Source organism: Leifsonia sp. 2MCAF36 (genome assembly GCF_052115525.1).
In the GTDB taxonomy this organism is placed as follows: domain Bacteria; phylum Actinomycetota; class Actinomycetes; order Actinomycetales; family Microbacteriaceae; genus Leifsonia.
This window is the reverse complement of the sequence record NZ_JBFRGV010000007.1, coordinates 91,799-110,386: the sequence shown is the minus strand read 5'-3', so window position 1 is coordinate 110,386 and position 18,588 is coordinate 91,799. Positions and strand designations below refer to the sequence as shown.

At 64.5% G+C, this 18,588-nt stretch carries 19 protein-coding genes and 1 tRNA gene; 9 read left to right on the top strand and 11 right to left on the bottom strand.

Translation table 11 applies throughout. From position 1 onward, the window contains the following. Positions 1 to 9: 9 nt before the first annotated feature. Positions 10 to 657 (bottom strand): TetR/AcrR family transcriptional regulator C-terminal domain-containing protein, encoded by a 648-nt coding sequence (locus tag AB4079_RS12710; protein WP_441787664.1) that lies wholly within the window; start codon positions 655 to 657, stop codon positions 10 to 12. On the opposite strand from AB4079_RS12710, the gene AB4079_RS12705 reads away from it, so the two are divergent. Next, positions 599 to 1,096 carry a putative quinol monooxygenase gene (locus tag AB4079_RS12705; RefSeq protein ID WP_441787663.1) on the top strand — a complete coding sequence of 166 codons (498 nt, stop codon included), beginning with the start codon at positions 599 to 601 and terminating at the stop codon, positions 1,094 to 1,096. The genes AB4079_RS12710 and AB4079_RS12705 overlap by 59 nt on opposite strands. A gap of 32 nt (positions 1,097 to 1,128) precedes the next feature. Further along, a complete protein-coding gene (locus tag AB4079_RS12700) occupies positions 1,129 to 1,926 on the top strand; it encodes an alpha/beta fold hydrolase (RefSeq protein ID WP_441787662.1) in 798 nt (265 codons plus the stop codon). An 80-nt stretch (positions 1,927 to 2,006) separates the two neighbouring features. Here AB4079_RS12700 and AB4079_RS12695 read toward each other — a convergent pair whose 3' ends face one another. From AB4079_RS12695 to AB4079_RS12675, 5 genes are all read right to left on the bottom strand, one after another. Then, complete coding sequence (locus tag AB4079_RS12695) at positions 2,007 to 2,933, bottom strand: quinone oxidoreductase family protein (protein ID WP_441787661.1); 927 nt, start codon at positions 2,931 to 2,933, stop codon at positions 2,007 to 2,009. Between the two features lie 140 nt (positions 2,934 to 3,073). Further along, entirely contained in the window at positions 3,074 to 3,982 is a 909-nt protein-coding gene (locus AB4079_RS12690; RefSeq protein ID WP_441787660.1) for a carbohydrate ABC transporter permease, read from the bottom strand. Further along, positions 3,979 to 4,815, bottom strand: a complete 837-nt coding sequence (locus tag AB4079_RS12685) for a carbohydrate ABC transporter permease (RefSeq protein ID WP_441787659.1) — start codon at positions 4,813 to 4,815, stop codon at positions 3,979 to 3,981. The genes AB4079_RS12690 and AB4079_RS12685 overlap by 4 nt, the downstream gene beginning before the upstream one ends. Positions 4,816 to 4,914: 99 nt before the next feature. Beyond that, positions 4,915 to 6,243, bottom strand: a complete 1,329-nt coding sequence (locus tag AB4079_RS12680; RefSeq protein ID WP_441787658.1) for an ABC transporter substrate-binding protein — start codon at positions 6,241 to 6,243, stop codon at positions 4,915 to 4,917. 144 nt (positions 6,244 to 6,387) lie between these two features. Beyond that, a complete protein-coding gene (locus AB4079_RS12675) occupies positions 6,388 to 7,392 on the bottom strand; it encodes a LacI family DNA-binding transcriptional regulator (protein WP_441787723.1) in 1,005 nt (334 codons plus the stop codon). A 187-nt stretch (positions 7,393 to 7,579) separates the two neighbouring features. Here AB4079_RS12675 and AB4079_RS12670 point away from each other — a divergent pair, with 187 nt between their 5' ends. The 7 genes from AB4079_RS12670 (at position 7,580) to AB4079_RS12640 (ending at position 14,130) form a co-directional block, all read left to right on the top strand. Next, complete coding sequence (locus tag AB4079_RS12670; protein WP_441787657.1) at positions 7,580 to 8,941, top strand: glycoside hydrolase family 172 protein; 1,362 nt, start codon at positions 7,580 to 7,582, stop codon at positions 8,939 to 8,941. Next, entirely contained in the window at positions 8,938 to 10,182 is a 1,245-nt protein-coding gene (locus AB4079_RS12665) for a glycoside hydrolase family 32 protein (protein WP_441787656.1), read from the top strand. Before AB4079_RS12670 ends, AB4079_RS12665 begins: the two co-directional genes overlap by 4 nt. Next, positions 10,182 to 11,147: a carbohydrate kinase family protein gene (locus AB4079_RS12660; RefSeq protein WP_441787722.1), complete on the top strand. Its 966-nt coding sequence runs from the start codon at positions 10,182 to 10,184 to the stop codon at positions 11,145 to 11,147. The genes AB4079_RS12665 and AB4079_RS12660 overlap by 1 nt, the downstream gene beginning before the upstream one ends. Positions 11,148 to 11,235: 88 nt before the next feature. Next, positions 11,236 to 11,309, top strand: a tRNA-Gly gene (locus AB4079_RS12655). A gap of 158 nt (positions 11,310 to 11,467) precedes the next feature. Continuing rightward, complete coding sequence (locus tag AB4079_RS12650; protein WP_441787655.1) at positions 11,468 to 11,893, top strand: hypothetical protein; 426 nt, start codon at positions 11,468 to 11,470, stop codon at positions 11,891 to 11,893. Positions 11,894 to 12,299: 406 nt separating this feature from the next. Further along, a complete protein-coding gene (locus AB4079_RS12645; protein WP_441787654.1) occupies positions 12,300 to 13,529 on the top strand; it encodes an MFS transporter in 1,230 nt (409 codons plus the stop codon). 85 nt (positions 13,530 to 13,614) lie between these two features. Next, positions 13,615 to 14,130: a helix-turn-helix domain-containing protein gene (locus AB4079_RS12640; RefSeq protein WP_441787653.1), complete on the top strand. Its 516-nt coding sequence runs from the start codon at positions 13,615 to 13,617 to the stop codon at positions 14,128 to 14,130. Between the two features lie 375 nt (positions 14,131 to 14,505). On the opposite strand, the gene AB4079_RS12635 is transcribed toward AB4079_RS12640, so the two are convergent. From AB4079_RS12635 to AB4079_RS12615, 5 genes are all read right to left on the bottom strand, one after another. Further along, positions 14,506 to 14,895, bottom strand: coding sequence for a hypothetical protein (locus AB4079_RS12635; RefSeq protein WP_441787652.1), 390 nt, complete (start codon positions 14,893 to 14,895; stop codon positions 14,506 to 14,508). A 201-nt stretch (positions 14,896 to 15,096) separates the two neighbouring features. Beyond that, positions 15,097 to 15,954, bottom strand: coding sequence for an aminoglycoside phosphotransferase family protein (locus AB4079_RS12630; RefSeq protein WP_441787721.1), 858 nt, complete (start codon positions 15,952 to 15,954; stop codon positions 15,097 to 15,099). Then, positions 15,846 to 16,493, bottom strand: a complete 648-nt coding sequence (locus AB4079_RS12625) for a GNAT family N-acetyltransferase (protein ID WP_441787651.1) — start codon at positions 16,491 to 16,493, stop codon at positions 15,846 to 15,848. Before AB4079_RS12625 ends, AB4079_RS12630 begins: the two co-directional genes overlap by 109 nt. 149 nt (positions 16,494 to 16,642) lie before the next feature. After that, positions 16,643 to 17,620, bottom strand: a complete 978-nt coding sequence (locus tag AB4079_RS12620; RefSeq protein ID WP_441787650.1) for a nucleoside hydrolase — start codon at positions 17,618 to 17,620, stop codon at positions 16,643 to 16,645. Positions 17,621 to 17,683: 63 nt separating this feature from the next. Further along, positions 17,684 to 18,586, bottom strand: a complete 903-nt coding sequence (locus tag AB4079_RS12615; protein ID WP_441787649.1) for a dihydrodipicolinate synthase family protein — start codon at positions 18,584 to 18,586, stop codon at positions 17,684 to 17,686. Positions 18,587 to 18,588: the final 2 nt, after the last annotated feature.

Genomic DNA, 18,588 nt, shown 5'->3' with positions numbered 1-18,588 from the left:
CGGCGGCCTCTACTGGCTGCTTCGAAGGTGCAATGACGTGCCGGCGATGATCATTTCAACGCCAGCCGTGAACACGCGCTCGCTTACCGGGTTGGCGCCGGCGGCGAAGGCTTCGACGACCGCGGGAGACGCAGTCCCGATGAACGTCTGCATTGAAGCTTGTGCGCCAGCCGGGTCGCGGCCGGCTCCTTCAGCCTCGGTCTGCTCCTTCAGCACGAAGCCGGATACGAAGTGAGTTATCACGGCGATCGTCTGCATGGCAGACATCGGCGAGAATCCAAAACCTGCGAGCGCTTCGACCTCATCATTGAACAGCTGGACCATGCCGACGCTGGCGCCTCTGGCACCGGCCACGATCCGCGCGCCGTCCCGTTGCGCAAGTAGTGACTGGCGATAGCCGAAAGCGCGTCGCCTCATCCAACCCTGCCACGACTCGCCGACCTCGGGCGGCCCCATGCCGGCCCCCATGATGACGACCTCGGCCGCCTCCCCCAGCAGTTCCTCTCGGCTTCGGAAGTGCCAGTACAGCGCCGGGGACTGAACCTCGAGGCGCTGGGCCAGGCGTCTCATACTGAAGCCGTCCAGCCCGAGTTCGCCGATGAGCTCTAGGGCGGCCACGACGATCGACCCCCTGTTGAGCCGTTGCCTATCCTGCACGGTTGACAGCTTAGCACCGCTAAGGCTAGGGTTAGAGTTCCTTAGCGGCGCAAAGGAAGCGACGTCATCTCGAACGCTTGTCTCGGGCGGTGGGTGGCCTGAGCAGGACGATGGGGAGAAAAAGATGCTCATAGTAGCCGGATACCTTCAGCTTGCCCCATCGGACCGGGACCGGTTCGTGCACGCCCACGCCGACCTGGTGAAACGAGGTCGACAGGCACCCGGCTGTCTCGACCTGGCCATCTCGGCCGATCCGGTCGATGTCGGGCGGGTGAACAACTTTGAGCTGTGGGAGAGCCAGCAAGCACTCGACGACTGGCGTGCCATTGCTGCTCCGCCGGAGCTGGGAATGCGGTTCCTCGGCGGCGACATGCAGATGTACCACATCTCCCACTCATCCTCTCCGTTCTCAACCGTCGGCCGATCGCACCGCCCGTGAATGTCCGGAGCCCAGGCGACCCAAGGAGCACCATGTTCACAGTCACGTCAGCAGATGGAACCGAAGTCCGAGCTCACGACTCCGGGTCCGGGCCGGTAATCCTTATCGTTCCGCCTGGTATGGACGACGGGACCGGCTATCGAAAAGTTGCAGCTGCTCTCTCCGAGAGCTACCGAGTCCTCGTACTTCACCGTCGCCAATATCGGTTGGATCTCCCGTCCCCCTGCTCCTTCGCCGACGAGATCGCAGACGTCAAGGCCGTCGTGGAAGAGCTCGGCGAGAAGGCACTGATCTTCGGCCACTCCTCCGGCGGGTACCTGGCCCTCGAGTGCTTGGCTGCGATCCCGAAGGCGTTCTACGCGGGTGCGGTGTACGAGCCGCCGGTGCCACTGGACAGACTCGCGGGCGGAGAATTCCTTCCGGCGGCGCAGCGCGCGGTCGCGGCTGGACACCCCGGTAAGGCCATGCAGATCTTCACTCGGGACATGGTGGGGCTCCCACCGTGGCAGGCGCGACTCATCGGGGTGCTCGTGGGCCTCTTCCCGAAAATGAGAAGAATGGCGCCGCGGCAAATAGCCGACGTGGCCGCAATGGACGCTCTCGGCTTTCGGCTGAGCAGCTTCCAGAGCCTGTCAGCCCCGGTTCTACTGATCGGTGGAGATCGCAGCCCCCGGCACCTCGACGCCCGACTGGACGCGCTCAGTCGCGTTCTACAAAATTCAGACCAAGTGGTGCTGCGCGGCCAGGGACACTCAGCGCAGTCAGGCGCGCCGCAGGAACTCGCGGCAGCGATTGCCGCGTTCTACTCGCGTGCACTCTTGTCCGCGTAGTGCTGGTGCCTTGTCCGCACCGATCGGAAGCGCGGTCCGCGTGAACCACCCGCTGATCGCGCGTCGATGAAGACGCAGTATCAGGGCTGCAGCAGCAGTTTCCCGCTGACAGCCTTGGTGAGTATGCGGTGGTGTGCCTCGGCTGCGAGATCCAGTGGCAGTACGTCGTCTACCGCTACCTTCATATGCCCCTCCACCAATTCGTCCAGCGCCGCCTCGACGGCGGCCCGCTGCCGATTCGGCGGAACGGAGCCAGGCAGCAGGCTGACACCTTTCCGATAGAGGGTTCTGAGGTCCAGTGTCGCTTCCGGGTCGGAGGAGGTGCCGTACAGGCCGATCCGCCCACCCATGCCCAGAGCGTCGATGAGCACCCGCGTATAACGTCCGCCAAGCGCATCGAAGGCAATGGTGGGTTCCAGTTCGCCAAGTTGGGCGGCGAGATCATCTGCGGTAGCCACGACCGCACGATCGGCCCCGGCCGCTGTGATCGACTCCGCTTTCTCCTGGTTGCCGGTCTGCCCCCAGACCACCGCTCCTCTACTCTTCGCCAGCTGGACCACAAGGGATCCGACGCCACCCGAAGCACCGAGCACGATGACCCGGTCCGTCTCTCGCACCGGCGCAACCTCATTGACGAGCCACCACGCTGTCCGTCCCGTCACCGGCATCGCCGCAGCCTGGGCGGGATCCACGCCCTCAGGCACAGGGATCAGCGCCGCCCTCGGCACCGCGGCCCGCTCCCGATACAAACCGTCACGAGTGGTGCCGAAGTTCCCGGCATCTACGACATACCAGCGACCATCCACCACGCCCACCGCCTCAACGCCCGGAACGAACGGCAACGACTGGCTGCCCCCCGCGACCGTTCCCTGCGTCACCCAGACGTCCAGTGGGTTGACCGCGACGAACGCGATCTCGATGGTCACCTCACCCGGGCCGGGTTGAGGATCGGGGAGATCGTCGATCTGGAGAGGATCCCCGAACCGATGCACGCGCGCAGCCTTCATGGCCCCCATTCTCGCGCTGTCTGTCCGAAGTTCGCCGATCTGTGTCTCGGCGTACGCTCTTGCGAATGTGGGGTCGATTCGCGCTGGACGAGAAGATGAACGTGGCCATAACCCGTCTGGCCGGTCGCTTTAGCGCGCGATCAGCCCTTGACGGCGCCGACGGTCATGCCGGCGATGATGTGCCGCTGAAAGAACGCGTAAATGATGAGTTGGGGTAGAAGGACGAGTGTCGCCGCCGCCATCATCCCGCCGTAGTCCACAGTGAACTGGCCCTGGAAGCGCGAGACGGCCAGCGACACCGTGACCATGTTCGGGTTGTTTATCAGGATCGACGCGAATGGGAACTCGTTGAAGACGTACACGATGTTGAAGATCAGGATGGTCGCGATGACCGGACGCATGAGCGGCAGCACCACCGACCAGCACAGGCGCCAAAGCCCTGCTCCGTCGATGATCGCGGCCTCCTCGATCTCGCCCGGGAACTCTCGGAGGAAGCCGGTCAAGAGGAGGGTGTTGAAGGGGATCGAGACCGCGATGTACGGCAGGATCAGCGCCGCGTACGTGCCGAACACTCCGAACGCGAGGTCGAGCCGGTAGACCGGGAACAGCAGGATGTAGACCGGCACCGCGAGCCCGGCAAGCAGGTAGAACCGGATGCCCGCCTGTGCGCGCCGACGTCGGAACACCATGCGGGTCAGAGCGTACGACGCGGTGAAGGAGACCGCCGTTCCGACCGTGACCGAGACGATCGCGATCAGCAGGGTATTGCCGTACATGGTCAGCAGCGGCAGGGACCCGATGACATTCAGGTAGTTGTCGACCGTCAGGTGCGAGAACGAGAACGGGTTGCCGAGGATGTCGCCGCTCGGCTGAAAGGACAGCAGCACGATCCACAGGATGGGCAGCACGATCAGGAACGTGATCAGGTAGGCCACCGCACCGAGCACGATCGCGAGAGGGCGACGGCGTCGCTTGCGTCGCTCGGCCGGGGGCGCGCCGTGCGCGCCGACCGCGCCGGGCTCTGTTGGGGCGGTTGCGGTGATGGTCATGCTGCTGCCTTCCGCTCGCGAGAGAGGGCGAGATAGCCGATCGAGACGATGCCGCCGAGCACGGTGATGATGACGGCGAGAGCCATCCCGAGCCCGTACTGCTGGTTCGTGAACGTGAGGAAATACATGTAGCTGACGAGCGTCTCCGACCGGTGCACCGGGCCACCGCCGGTCAGCATGTAGACGAGCTCGAAGATCTTGAACACGTTGGTGATCATCAGGATGGTCACGATCGCGAACGTCTCCCGCATCAGCGGTATGACGATGTGCCGCACCTGCTGCGACCCCGTAGCGCCGTCGAGCGAGCTGGCTTCGATGACGTCATCCGGGAGCACCTGAAGACCCGCGTAGAAGATCGTCATCGCGAAGCCGACGCTGCTCCAGATGAAGACGATCGCAATGGCGTACGGCGTGAGCGTGTCGCCACCGATCCACTGCACCGGCGCGATCCCGAAGGCGGCAAGCACCCGGTTGAGCAGACCGATCTTCGGGTCGAGGATGAAGACCCAGATGAGGCCGATCAGGATCGGCGCGATGATCGCGGGTCCGAAGACCAGAGCCCGAAGGGCCCCACCGGCGGCGATCTTGCGCCGCAGCAGCAGGGCCAGCGCGAAGGCCCCAGGGATGAGCACCGCGAGGCTGACGATGAGGATGATCGCCGTGTTGAGCAGTGACCGCCAGAAGAACGGGTCGTTCCACAGGGCGACGTAGTTTCCGAAGCCGGTGAACTCGGGGCTTCCGAAACCCTGGAACTTCGTGAAGGAGAATCCGAGCGAGTAGAGGACCGGGTAGACCACGAAAATCGTGAAGAGGATCGCGGCAGGCCCGATCATGACGAGGATCTTCCAGCGAGAGCTAATCCAGACCACAGTTCTGCTTTCTGTGCGGGGAGGGATCACCGGGGCCCGCCGTATGGCGGACCCCGGTGAGGCTTACTTGTTCGACTCGATCGCGGTCTGCACGAGCTCGAGCGCCTTCTTCGGAGTGAGCTGATTCTGGATCACACCGTAGATGCTGTCGTACATCGCGTTCGAGACGGCGGTGGACACGAGCAGGTCGGGCTGCGACCGCGGGCTCGTGACGCCCTCGGCCGTCGCCGCGTCGAGCGCCGACTTCAGTGCGCTCTGAGTGGTCGGGTCGAGTTTCGGCTGGTAGTCGGTCACCGGCGGCTGGCCGTTGTCGACCAGGAGCTGCTGCGCCTCATCGCTGTAGTAGAACGTGATGAACTTCTCGACCGCGGCCGACTTGGCGGAGTCCGACGAGACCTTCTTGCTGACGACGAGCGGGGCCGAGGCGACGTTCATCGCGATGTCCTGCTTGCCGACGCCGTCGGAGAACTGCGGGCCGATCCAGAACTTCGTGTCGGGGGCGATCGACGCCTTCTGGATCGCGCTGGACGCCCAGACACCCGAGTCGAGCATCGCCGCCTTACCGCTGGTGAACTGGTCGACAGCCTGTTGGTAGGTCTGAGTCGACACGTTCGTCGCGAAGGCTCCCGCATCCCGAAGCTCGGCGATGTGCTCGTAGAGCTTCAGGAAGTCCGCGTTGTCATAGCTCGCCTTGCCCGACAGGATGTCGTCGATCTTGTCCTGGTAGCCGAAACGGTCGAGGTCGAGCAAGAAGCTCCACACGCTGAACGCCGACTGGTTCGCGCCGTTGGAGATCGTCACGATGCCCTTCGCCTTCAGCGCCTTGGCGATGTTCACCAGGTCGTCGAACGTGGTCGGAGCCTGCAGGCCATTGTCCGAGAGGATCTTCGTGTTGACCCACAGGCCGGTGAGGAGTCCCTGGTACGGGACGCCGTAGATGGTCTTGCCGGACGAGAAGTTCGAGACGGTGCTCTCGGGCAGCCGCTTCGTGATGCCGAGCTTGTCGAGGGTCGGCGCGAGGTCCATGAGCTTGCCGCCCTTGAGCATCTCTTCGGCGGTCGCCTTGTAGACCCAGAAGATGTCGGGCAGCGTGTCGCTCTGCGCCGCGATCGACAGCTTCTGCAGGTGCTCGGCGACAGCCTCACCGCTCACTTGGACGCTGATGGACGGGTTCTTCTTCTCGAACGCCTGAACGATCGCCCAGGTCGCCGGGTCGGCGGTCTTCACGTCCGGGTTCTGCATCGAGAGGGTGATGGTCGTCTTACCGTCCGAGCCGCCGGATGCCGCGCAGCCGACGAGGGAGGCGAGGGCCAGAGCCCCGGCTGCGGCGACGGCGGTGATCCGCCGGGATCGCCGGCCGAGCCGGGTGGCCTTGGTTGGTGAGAGGGACACGTGCATCTCCTTTGATGGGGTCTCCGGTGCGGGAGCTCCGCTGGGTAGCGGCGTGTGACGGGGATCGGACACCGGGTCTTGCGAATCTATCGAAACGTTTGCGAAAAACGTTTGTCTGAAGGTAGACCGATCGACGACGGACTGTCAAGCCTTCGTTCGAGGCGCGCGGCCCTCCGTCGATGTGCGCCAATCGATGCGCTGCTGCAACCGCACCGTGCGCGGGCTCGCCTCCGGTGTCTCGAGCCGGTCCACCAGCAGGCGGACCGCCGTGGCACCCATGTCGAACGCGGGCTGCCGCACGGTGGTCACCCGCGGCTCGAACAGGTCGGCGTGGTCGAAACCGTCGAACGTCGCGAAGGCGACGTCGTCAGGCACGCGTCGTCCGGCAGCGATGAGCGCGCGCAAGCTGAGGGCCGCCAACGGCGTGCTGGTCGCGATCACCGCCGTGGCATCGGCCGCCCTCAGCGCGGAGCCGACCATGTCCTCCAACGTGCGCCAGTCGTCCGACGCGAGGATGGTCTGGTCGTCGAGCCGCAGGCCCGCGCTCAGCACGGCGTCGGCGAAGCCCTCATTGCGCTCGCGCAGCGTCGGCACCCGCAGGTCTCCGGCCACGACCACGAACCGCCCGTGCCCTGCATCGATGAGATGGGTGACCAGGCGCCGCATGGTCTCGCGGTTGTCAGCGCCCACCTGATCGAACGGCAGGTCGGGAAAGATGCGGTCGAGCAGGACGGTCGGCGACTTCTCGCCGGGCAACGACTCGAGCAGCACGGGGTCTGAGACTGCGGCGCGTGCCAGGATCAGCCCGTCGACGCGGCGGTTCAGCAACGTCTCGACGGCGCGCTTCTCACGGTCGGCGTCTTCGGCGGAGTTGGCGAGGAGGAGAGTGAGCCCATGCTCGACGGCGGCCGACTCGACGCCGTGGATCATCTCGGCGAAGGCCGGCTCGCCGACATCCGAGAGAACGAGCCCGATGCTGTCGGTTCGCGAACGCCGCATTGCCCTCGCGAGCGTGTCCTGCCGGTACCCCGTCGCCGAGATCGCATCGAGTACGCGCTTGCGCGTCCCGGGCTTGACATGCCGCGTGCCGTTGAGCACGTGAGAGACCGTGGACACGGAGACCCGTGCCTGCCTGGCCACTTCGACCATTGTTGCCATCCGCCTGACACCCCTGCCCTTTCGACAACTGTTTGCGCAAAGGTAGCACTCCCGCCGTGTGCAGCCGCAAATCAACGATCTGCCGCGCTTGCTTGCATTCAGCACGCCTCTGCACCTAGCATCCAAAAAGCAAACGTTTCGATGGCGGCGCCCACATGGCGCCGCATGAGGAAGGACGATGGTGACCACTCCCACGAACGCCGCCGGGCTGCTCGGCGACCTGACACGCGCTCGCTCGGCTCGATCCGCGCGGGTCTCGAGTTTCGACCAGACCGGCCGCAACCGCGACAACTGGATCGTGATGCCGGGCCAAGAACGCACGCTCGCTGAAATCGAGGGCCCCGGCTACATCACGCACATCTGGATGACGCAATCCTGCCGCCTCCAGCCCGGTCCGGGTCAGATCGACCCCTCTGTCGTGGGCGTACCCATGCTCGAGATCCACAACGCGCTCGGTGTGAGCTGGGAAGTCGTCGATCCGGACTACTACCGCAAGATCGTGCTCAAGATCTACTGGGACGACCAGGAGACGCCGAGCGTCGTCGCACCGCTCGGCGACTTCTTCGGCCTGATGAACTCGCTGTCCGGCTCGTACGACTCGTTGCCGTTGTCGGTTTCGGCCAAGGAGCCCGAGCTGCACACGTTCGGCGGTTCGGCCGCCTTCAACAGTTACTTTCGGATGCCGTTCGGCAAGCGCGCGCGCATCGTGGTCGAGAACCAGAACGACGTCCCCTATCTGCAGTACTTCTACATCGACTACGAACTCGTGCGCGAGCCGTTGCCCGAAGACACGCTCTACTTCCATGCGCACTGGCGGCGGGCGCTGCCCAACCGCGGCTGGGGGCCCGATCTGCAGTCGAACAGCATCGAGACGACGATTCCCAACCTCGATGGCGCAGACAACTACGTCGCGCTCGAGACCGAGGGTCGCGGCCACTACGTGGGCTGCACGCTGGCCGTTCGACACTTTCAGGGCTCCTGGTGGGGCGAGGGCGACGACATGATCTTCATCGACGACGACACCTGGCCGCCCAGCCTGCACGGCACGGGCATGGAGGACTACTTCGGCCACGCCTGGGGGATGCAGCGCAACGCCTACCAGTTCAACGGAACGATCGTGCACGAGGAGGATGTCCCGGGCTTCCACCACAGCTACCGCTTTCACATGGTCGATCCCATCCGCTTCGAGAAGCGCATCAAGGTCACGTTCGAGCACGGGCACGGCAACCACCTCTCCGACGACTGGTCGTCGACGGCGTACTGGTACCAGACCCTTCCGTCGCCGGTGCTGACGATCCCCGAGGTCGAGGAGCGGCTCCCCCTGCGGCCCGTGGACCGCGTGATCGAGGCGCCTCTTCCCGAGCTCACCGAGGAGCAGCGCAACGCTCGCGCAGCCGCCGGCCGCCGGATGGACGACTTCGTCGCCAAGCGGGATGCGCTGCGTCGCGAGCGGGAGCTCGAGGTCGACGCCTGGGAGCGCGAGAACGTCGAGATCGCCCGGCGCGTACGCGCCCGCTACGACTCCGAGGTCGGGCGATGAGGCCGTCGTTCCACTTCACGGCCGAGTCGGGATGGATCAACGATCCGCACGGCATCACGGTGCGCGATGGCGAATACCACCTCTTCTACCAATACGTGCCGGAGAGCACGGTCTGGGCGCCGAACTGCCACTGGGGTCACGCACGCGGCGCGGACCTCTTCACCCTCGAGCACCTTCCCGTCGCCCTGGCACCCGGCGACGGCGACGGCGGCATCTGGACCGGCTCGCTCGTGACCGACGACGAGGGCGCGACACGAATCTTCTACACCTCGACGTCGCAGCCCGATCTCGGGACGGGTCGCATCCGTGTGGCGACGCCCGAAGACGACAATTGGATCTCCTGGCGCAAGGGAGGGTTCGTCGCGGACGTCCCGGACGGCCTCGGCATCACGTCATACCGCGACCCTTTCCTCGTCCGCGAGGGCGAGGGCTGGCGCATGTTCGTCGGCGCCGGCGCAGAAGACGGAACGGCGATGGCCGTGACCTACCGCTCGGCCGATCTCGATGCGTGGGAGTTCGACGGAGTCACACTGGAGCGCCCCACCGAAGAGCGTGAGCCGGTCTGGATGGGCGCGTTGTGGGAGTGCCCGCAGATCTTCGAGGTCGACGGACGAGCAGTCATGGTGTCGTCGGTGTGGGACGCCGACACGTTGCACTACGCGGGCTACGCCGTCGGCGAGTACGAAGATGGCCGGTTCCGCGCACAATCGTGGGGACGCCTGACCTTCGGACCGAGCTATTACGCGCCGTCATTCTTCCGCGATGCGGCCGGACGGCCGTGTCTGACATTCTGGATGCGCGGTGTCGCCGATTTCGAAGCCAGCTGGGCGAGCGCCCACAGCGTGCCCCACGTGCTGCACCTCGAGGGAGACAACCTTGTCGCAGTGCCGCATCCCGACCTCCTCACCTACCATGGGCCTCGTGTCGCCGCCGGCCAGCTCCCTGGGCTCGCGGCCGACATCACGTGGGAACCATCGGATGGCGCGGGAGCACTCACTCTCGACACCGGCGGCGAACCAGTCGCCCATCTCGGGCTTCGTGACGGAACCCTGACGGTCGCCGCCGGCGGAGAAGAGTGGAAGATCCCGTCCGCGGGCACGATCAGGATCGTGCTCGACGCCCAGGTGATGGAGGTGTCGACGACGGGCGGCCTCTTCGGCGTCACGCTTCAGCCCGACGGCGCGGCCTACCGCGTCCAAGGCGACGGCCCCTTGGCGGTTTCGCCGCTCGTTCGCTCGTGATGCCGGCCGGAGGGGCGTTCGTCTTCGGTGAGGCTCTCATCGACATCGCGGTCTCCGACGGAACGGTCAGCGAGTACTGCGGCGGGAGTCCCGCCAACGTTGCGCTCGGCATCGCCCGGCTCGGGTCCCGCGCCCGGTTTCTCACGGCAATCGGCGCCGATGCGCGCGGTCAGCGGATCGCCGCGCATCTCGCCGACTCGGGCGTGGAGCTGGCGCCGGAGTCGTTCTCGGCGGAGCGCACCGCGACGGCCACGGCCATCCTCGGGGTGGACGGAAGCGCGACGTACGAGTTCGACATCGCGTGGAATCCTGTCGGCGACGACGCCATGCAGCTCTGGGCGCACGCCGCCGAGCGACCGGCGCTCCTCCACACGGGATCGATCGCAGCCTTTCTCGCCCCTGGCGCCTCGGTCGCGTCGGACCTCCTCCGAGCAGCGCGGTCGCAGAACACCATGACGACGTTCGACCCGAACATCCGCCCCGCGCTGATCGGGGCACCGGATGCCGCGCGCGAGAGGTTCGAGTTGCTGATCGGCGCCGTCGACGTCATCAAGATGAGCGACGAAGACGCCGAATGGCTCTATCCCGGCGTCGAACCGGATCGGCTCGCCAGAGACCTGCTCGACGGCGGGACCGAATTGGTGGCGATCACGTTGGGCGGTCGCGGAGCGCTGCTGGCGTCCGCGGGCGGCGTGCTCGAAGTGCCGGCTCCGCAGGTCGCTGTGGCCGACACCATCGGCGCCGGCGACAGCTTCATGGCGGCCCTGGCCGTCGCCCTCCTGGCACGGGGTAGCGTCGAAGCGCTCGGTTCTGCTGAGCTCGAACGGATCGGCCTCTACGCGACGCGCGCGGCAGCGATCACGGTCACACGTCCTGGGGCCGATCCTCCCTGGCAGCGCGAGCTGCGACCCGAGTCCGAAGAGGCGCTGAACGGCCAGTCCAATTCTGCAGGCTTGAATCGGTGAGCAAACGGTGGGTTTGGCCAAAAACCATTGAGCGGGTAGTCTGGGCCGCAGCCTTACTTCCCAGTGTTTTACTGGGATTCCGGGCCGCGCGAGTGTAGTTCAATGGTAGAACTTCAGCTTCCCAAGCTGATAGCGCGGGTTCGATTCCCGTCACTCGCTCCATCTGTCACTTCTCAAGCTACTCGGGCTTTTCTTGCTGTTTTCGCGTTTGCTGGCATATTTCAGTCCGGTTGCCATATTTCAGCCACTTGGCATATATGAGATGGGCCCATGTCCTCGGTGCGGGCCTGCTGTCACAGACAGACCTCACCCTCACGCGAGTGGCGATCACCGGAAACAAGGGCATCGCCAAAGGATCTGGCGGAACCTTTCTCGGCGGCGGCATCGCAACGGGCGCCTTGCTTCCCGGCTCACGCACCGATGTATTGAGCGCTATGAGCCTCACCGACACAATCGTCACCGCAAACGCGCTACTCGGGCCTACATCCGCGGTGCGCAGCGGCGGCGGCATCTACTCCGAGGTGCCGGTCGGACTCAAACGCACGGTAGTGGCGGGCAACTTTCCCGACCAGTGCGTCGGATGCGGCGCCACGCCTCCCACGCGGCCGGCGCTGCCGCACTGGCATGGCGGTGGGTTCCTCTCGGGGCGCGGCGACCACTCGTCGCTCCTGGAAGCTGGACGCTCGGTAAGCACTGAGAAGCGTGCAAGCTCTCCCGTCGCACACTCGAAGGAACAAGCGGACTGACGCACCTCTTGGTCGCGACCGGCAGCGGATCCTTCTATGGAAGATGTTCTGCGCGCACTCGGCACCAAAACAGTTGTCCGACTTCGCCTCGTTGAGGCCCCGGGTCGGATGCTCGAACTAGCCCTCACCAAACGGAGCGCGTCCCGATAGCTGGCTGAGCAGTGGTTCGAGGGCTTGGAGCCTGCCCGCGGACGATTGCCACAACGTCTTGGATGGAGACGAAGTCGGCTGGGCCGAGGGGGCGGTGGGGTCACGCCGAGACTATCCCGCTCGATCAGAACTCGGGCTACACCGACCAGGACACCGGCGTCACTACCCCCAAAGCACTGTTTGGTGGTATGTATTAAGCGACCCTCGCCTGTCGAATAACGACTCCCGCGGTGCTGGGGAGTAGAGAGGATGTGGCGTGCGAACCGGAGAAGGAACCACATATTTGGAAGTCCTGCGCCTACCTCGTGCGGTGCTCGCCTTCGTGCCTTCCATTGTTGGAAGGCTCTCGTTCGCGATGGTCTCCCTGGGACTGTTGCTGATGGTGCAAGCAGGACCGGGAGGCTTCGGGTTATCCGGGGCGGTGGCTGGTGCGTTCGGCGTTGGGAACGTTGTTGCGGCGCCGTTGCGCGCGCGGATGGTGGATCGGTACGGGACCCGGCGTGTTCTTCCGTTGCTGGCGGTGGGCTATTCGGGAGGGCTTGTCACTATCGTCCTGATTGTGAGCGAGGCTCCTGGTGCGGTAACGACGTTGTTGGCGGCTTTCGCCGGTGTTTGCGCTCCACCATTGGGAGCGGTTATGCGAGGGGTGTGGGCCTCGGTATCGCCAACGGACGGCCACCGGTCGCGCGCCTACAGCCTTGACGCCGTCGTTGAGGAACTCATCTTCATCGTCGGGCCTTTGCTGGTGGCGCTGGCGGTCCTGTTGCCGCATGGCCCTAGCATTGCTGTGCTTTTCGCGGCCGTTACGGGCTTTCTTGGAGCGCTGGGCCTGGCACTGGCCCCAGCGGGGAAGCCCAGACAAGGGGCCCGCCTCCGCACTTCCGCGCTGCGTGGATGGGTCGGACCGCTGCGGCATGCGCGTTTCTGGCCGGTTCTTTCCACACTTGTGGCGGTCGGGATCGTTTTGGGAGCTACGGAGGTGCTCTCCACTGCGCATGGGCGAACCCTGGGTGACCCCGGCCTGGCCGGCGTGATCCTTGCGTGCTTCGCAGCGGGAAGCGTTGCTGGAGGATTGTTGTATGGGGTACGCAGCTGGGTGACACCGCCGCTTCGGAGGACCCTCGTCTTCGGTTTCGCGGCATGCTTTTCACTTCTTTCAGCCGCGTGGGCAAACGGTCTGACCGTTGTGCTTATCCTCTTCTTCGTCATTGGACTGTTTGTTGCACCGTCAATGATCACCGGCTATCTCGCCGCTGACGACATCGCTGCAGTCGAAGAACGAACCGAAGCATCGGCCCTGATCAATACGGCAGTGAACGCAGGCGCGGCTATCGCACTTGCCCTTGGCGGTGCGTTCTTGACTCAGCTATCGACGACGAGCTCGACTGTCGTTCTTGCTGCTGCCGCTGGCGGATGCGTGGTCATCTCCGTGATGACCGCGGCGCTCAACGGGCGAACTCGTGGTGATGCACGGGTGACGACCTGACTCGGCACTCGGCGGCGGACCTACTTGCGGAATTCAATAGCGAACGGTGGAACACTTGGAGCATGGCGGGCAGAAGGAGCGTAACGTGCAGGACAACGCCGCTGATCTGAATGGGCTGCGACTCGTGGCCCATCCGCTTCGACTCCGGTTACTCTCGTTGCTGACCGGGCGCACGATGAGCGCTGCGGAAGCCGCACGTGAGTTGGCGGAGACTCAAGCCAACGTCAGCTACCACATGCGCCGGCTTGCTGATGGAGGCCTGCTCGAGCTGGTCGACGAAACTGCAGTCCGGGGTGGCATCGCTAAGAGGTACACGCACAATTCCAACAGCGGTGAGAGATTCGCCGACGCCGACCGAGACAGCTTCGTCGGACTTATGCAAGCAATCGCTTTTCAGCTGAACGCGCGGACGCCCACGTACCGGGAGGGGACCCTTTTTGCTTTCACCGACGCGCACGTGGTCATCCCGGGCGAGGAGTGGCCACGCGTTCAGGAGCTCGCCCGCGAACTAGGGCGAGTAGTCCATGAGCTCGCCGAGCGTCCCCCCGGACCCAATCCGGTCAAAGCATCGTTGACGGTCGCTGCGTTCGAGACTTCATAAGCGTGCGTGCTTGCTTGAAATCGGTGCACCCGATACCTCCCGGCCCCTTCTCGGCTGAACACGGATACATATCAGCACGACTCCCGTAAGCACCGGCGCAAAGCTGTCCCGTGAGGGGCGCCAAACGCAACCCGCATACGGCGGGCCAACGCGATCTTCCGTCCGCCCATTAGAAGTTGTCGCCAGCACTCTTGCCGGCGCTACGCCGCGATTCGGCGCCGAGCTGATCTACCAAAGCCGCGATAGGGACTTCCGACACCGAGATGAACACACTTCTGGAGGAAGGACAACTTGTCCGGACGGTCGACAGACTAGATCTGCGTGTGTGTGCGTGCACTAGGCCTCTGCTGTCGGACGGCGCCCGTCACTGCTTGTTCAGATCAGCGCTACAACCTCGGCGATTCGGTGCGTGAACACCTCGAAGTCATCGAGCTCAACAAGCCACTGAACACGGTCGCCTTCGTAGACCTCGTCCTGGTTCGAGTCGCGCTCGTGGAAATACGCTTCGACGTCGGTGCCGTAGGAGATGCTGCCTTTGATGAAGAGAAGCCTGCCGGCGTTGCGGTCGTCAAGGTCCACGGCGTCCAGCCAGTTCCCGTCGTACGCCTCTACTACCGCGAAGTCCTGCACGTCGAGGTAGCCGGTTTGCAGCCCTTCGAGAAGTGGGGCAGCGACAAGTTCGACGACGTAACCGTGGGTTTGAGAGAAGATGCGGAGTCGAGGGCTGAGATGGGAGCAGACGGTGTGGTGATTGCAGGTTGTCATGCTCTGATGAATGCGGCGATCCCTTTGCGGGCGGATCGGACCTTCCCACACGAGTCTGAATGAAGCTGAGTCGAGGAGTATCAACCCGGCCCGCTCCGCACAGCCCAGATTCCGGATGCGAACGTGATGACACGAATCCAGAAACTTGCTGATGGTGTGACCAGCGTTGGCTATCGGGGCCGGCCACCTCGGCCTGCGACGTCATTTGGAGAACAGACCGAGCAAACGGATGCACTTCGGTGGGTCCCACGTCAGCCCGCGCCGGAGTCCCCACGTCAGGTACGACATCGAACGCACCATGACCCATGCTCGAGCGCGCTCCGCCGACACCTCAGCTGCCTGCACGAAGGCGTCGAACGCCGCGACGACGTCCCGATCATCTGCGAGCTCGTCGAGACGCGACCAGAGGACGCGTGCCACGTCGTACTCGCGATCGCCACAGAGCAACACCGGATCAACGACCGTCCACGGGTAGCGCTGACCGGCGAGGACCTGTCCGAAGTGCAGGTCTCCGTCGACGGACTCGTTGCTCGATGGTTGCTCCGACAGCCACTCGGCCCGCTCTACCGCTGCGCCGGCGATTGCCCGGCTCGTCGGTTCGCCGACTGCCTCCCACTCGTCGATGAACGAGGCTGCCGAGTCTCGTGCGATCTCCGACGTGCTCAGCGCCCAGTCGGGAGCGGCGACCGCCAACAGGCGGGCGAGCTCACCCAGGGTCGTGATCGCCTCGTGGACCGGAACACTCTGCAACGACCGGGCAGGGTCGAGACGCTCCAACAGCGAGGCCCTGGCGTCGAGGTCGACATCGAGCAGCTGCACGACACCGCGGCCGCCCCAGTGAACTAGCGCCGCGGTCTCAGCCGAGACGTCATCCCCGGGCGGCGCGAGCCGTAGCACCGCGCGCTCCCTCGAGCGCCGGACCGGTACGACCAGCGCGTTCGAGCCGTGCGTCACGTCCCCGTCCACCTCGAGCTGCCATTCGTCACACTTCGCGTCGACCAGCGTTGGCAGTTCATCCAGCCAACTTCGCCCCTCTTCGTCGTGCCACCACCGGGGCATCGATAGGAACGACTGCGGCACTGCAACCATGCACCGATCATATCGGCGCCCTTTATTGCTGGGACGCGATGCAGGTAGTCGGCTGCACGTGCGTTGGTGTGGCTGGCGCCTTGCCCGCAAGCCGATCCTCTATCGGGATGGCAACGGTAAGCGCCAGGGGCCCAGGTGGCGGTCATCTTTGTTCTGAGGTTGGCACCGAGACGTGTGTAGAAACGCTGGGCGGAGTGGTTGTTCAATCGAACACCCCAGAGGACAGGGAGGTCATCACGGGCGGCGAGTCGAGCGACAGTGCTCATCAGTTGACTGCCCACTCCCTTGCTACGGTGGCTGGGGCGGAGGTTCAGGTCGTCGAGCGCGAGGACGTCACCGCCGCTCCACAAGTGGAAGTGCCCAATGGTGGACGCGTAGCCTATGATCTCGCCCTCCGCTTCTGCTATGAGCACCGCGATGTCGGGGCGCGCAAGGATTACTTGCCAGCCGTCGGCGGCGATGGCGACGTGCTCAAGGGACTCCTTTTGCTCGGCAAATTCCCTGACCATCTCATCAAGCGCACCCGCGCCACTGGGCGTCGCTTCTCGAATGGGACTGTCATTCTTTCCTACTCTCCTTCTGGTCTACGTAGGCCCGCCGCGGCGCCAGTCAGCAAAATGTGGAACCTTTGGTGGCCGTCGTCTTTGTCTCACAACTGCTACGCGATGACCTTTACGGTGAGGCGTTCAACCGCGTCGACGATCTGGTCGCCGAACTTGGACCAGTCAAGTTGGGTCGCCACGTTCGTACGGAAGTCGGTAAGTTCCGCGGCGACCCCGCCCGTGTGATGCATGCCGGGTGTGTCCTGGAAGTTCGTGACAGTCATTCCCTTAGTCCATCGACCGGAAAGCTCGACGTGGACATCCGCCTTGGCGACCGTGATGACCGACGGGTCGATGAGGGCGGCGACAGCGCATGCGTCGTGGATGGGCGGTGCTGAAAACTCGAACACCTTTCTATAGGTGCTACCGACGAACTCCCAAACGTCGAGCACGAACTCGCTGACGGGGCCGCCCACCGCCCGAACCCGATCTTGAAGTTCTACCGATGCGAGAGCCTGATGAGTCAGGTCCAATCCGATCATGGTGACGTCCCAGTCGGCGCGAAAGACGATCTCGGCCGCCTCTGGGTCTGCCCACACGTTGAACTCGCCGGTCGGCGTGACGTTACCGCGTGTGTAGCCGCCACCCATGACGACAACCGACTTCGCCCGCTCCACAATTCTCGGCTCCTTACGGATCGCCAGCGCAATGTTGGTGAACGGACCGACCGGTACGAGGTTCACCGTCTTGGGCTCGTGAGACATCACGGTGTCGATGATGAAGTCGACAGCGTGGCGGGGGTCCAGGTCGAAAGATGCCGGCGGGAGATATGGGCCATCCAATCCGCTGTCACCGTGGATGTCCCCGGCGACTACCTGGTGGTTGACCAGCGGACCTGCGGCTCCACGTGCCACCGGAACTCGGATGCCCGCCGCAGTGCAGACCGACAGCGCGTTTCGCGTGACCTTGTCGAGAGTCTGATTCCCAGCGACTGTTGTAATGCCCAGCAACTCGATGCTGGGGTTTCCGGCCGCGAGCATGATTGCGATCGCGTCGTCGTGACCCGGGTCGCAGTCCAGGATCATCTTCGCCATTCTGGTTCCCTATCTTTTAGGAGCGGCCGGCACGCGGACGATTTGCCGCGTTGGCACGCACTGTCAGTGCTCCTCTGGAAGGGAAGCGACCACCGCGCGTAGACGGTCGCGTGATGACCCAGCCAGTGGCAATACGGGGCGGTGGAGACTCTCCGGCCGAAGGACACCGAGTTCATCCGCGATGGCCGACGCGGCCCGGTAACTGCCATACGTCTCGAACAGGTCCCAGACCGGTGCCAGCTGCTCTGAGAGTGCTGTGGCGCTGACGGCGTCACCTGTGATCGCCGTACGAGCAAGCTGAACGCACGTTCGGGGCAGGATTCCGGCGAGAACGCTATACCAGACGTCGCATCCTGCTAGCAGCCCGCGGGCAGCTGCCGCGTCGCCGCTGATGCCTATCGAAACTTCAGCTGGCACGAGCCCATGCAACTGCTCGACCCGGGCCGCGGCCTGTGTAGCGCCGGAGGGAAGCGACGGCATTTTGATCGAGGCGATGTTCGGCAGTGCACAGATGCTGGCGTAGAGGTCATCTGAGAAGGCGAACCCAGTGGTGCGGGGATTGTCGTATAGAACAATCGGAAGCGTGCTGTGCGCTGAGACCGCGGCGAAGAGCTCGTAAACCTCGCTGGAGGTGAGCGGCTGGTACGCCATCGGGGTCAGAAGAACTCCAGAAGCGCCAGCTTCATGTGCGTCTTCTAGGTGGGTGAGCACCTCCCGCAGAGTGATGGCTCCAGCGCTGACAATCACCGGGGTGCCGTCAGCAGCGTCGACCGCGACGCGTACCGCGAGGCGACGCTCCTCCGCTGTGAGGTATGCGTAACTGCCGGTTGATCCGAGAGCCCCGATTGAGTCGACGCCCGCCCTGGCGAGTCGATTGACCAGACGCGAGAACATGTCGGCGTCGAACTGATCGTCGGCAAACGGAGTCAGCGGGAAGGCACTCAGACCGGCGAACACGGTGTCCATTC

What these genes read in the sequence shown, in the direction of transcription:
- AB4079_RS12705 (WP_441787663.1), top strand. Translation starts at nt 599, where the DNA reads ATGAGCTCTAGGGCGGCCACGACGATCGACCCCCTGTTGAGCCGTTGC.
- AB4079_RS12635 (WP_441787652.1), bottom strand. Translation starts at nt 14,895, where the DNA reads ATGACAACCTGCAATCACCACACCGTCTGCTCCCATCTCAGCCCTCGA.
- AB4079_RS12625 (WP_441787651.1), bottom strand. Translation starts at nt 16,493, where the DNA reads ATGGTCAGGGAATTTGCCGAGCAAAAGGAGTCCCTTGAGCACGTCGCC.
- AB4079_RS12620 (WP_441787650.1), bottom strand. Translation starts at nt 17,620, where the DNA reads ATGGCGAAGATGATCCTGGACTGCGACCCGGGTCACGACGACGCGATC.
- AB4079_RS12695 (WP_441787661.1), bottom strand. Translation starts at nt 2,933, where the DNA reads ATGAAGGCTGCGCGCGTGCATCGGTTCGGGGATCCTCTCCAGATCGAC.
- AB4079_RS12675 (WP_441787723.1), bottom strand. Translation starts at nt 7,392, where the DNA reads ATGGTCGAAGTGGCCAGGCAGGCACGGGTCTCCGTGTCCACGGTCTCT.
- AB4079_RS12685 (WP_441787659.1), bottom strand. Translation starts at nt 4,815, where the DNA reads ATGATCGGGCCTGCCGCGATCCTCTTCACGATTTTCGTGGTCTACCCG.
- AB4079_RS12630 (WP_441787721.1), bottom strand. Translation starts at nt 15,954, where the DNA reads ATGCCCCGGTGGTGGCACGACGAAGAGGGGCGAAGTTGGCTGGATGAA.
- AB4079_RS12660 (WP_441787722.1), top strand. Translation starts at nt 10,182, where the DNA reads ATGCCGGCCGGAGGGGCGTTCGTCTTCGGTGAGGCTCTCATCGACATC.
- AB4079_RS12700 (WP_441787662.1), top strand. Translation starts at nt 1,129, where the DNA reads ATGTTCACAGTCACGTCAGCAGATGGAACCGAAGTCCGAGCTCACGAC.
- AB4079_RS12615 (WP_441787649.1), bottom strand. Translation starts at nt 18,586, where the DNA reads ATGGACACCGTGTTCGCCGGTCTGAGTGCCTTCCCGCTGACTCCGTTT.
- AB4079_RS12690 (WP_441787660.1), bottom strand. Translation starts at nt 3,982, where the DNA reads ATGACCATCACCGCAACCGCCCCAACAGAGCCCGGCGCGGTCGGCGCG.
- AB4079_RS12670 (WP_441787657.1), top strand. Translation starts at nt 7,580, where the DNA reads ATGGTGACCACTCCCACGAACGCCGCCGGGCTGCTCGGCGACCTGACA.
- AB4079_RS12665 (WP_441787656.1), top strand. Translation starts at nt 8,938, where the DNA reads ATGAGGCCGTCGTTCCACTTCACGGCCGAGTCGGGATGGATCAACGAT.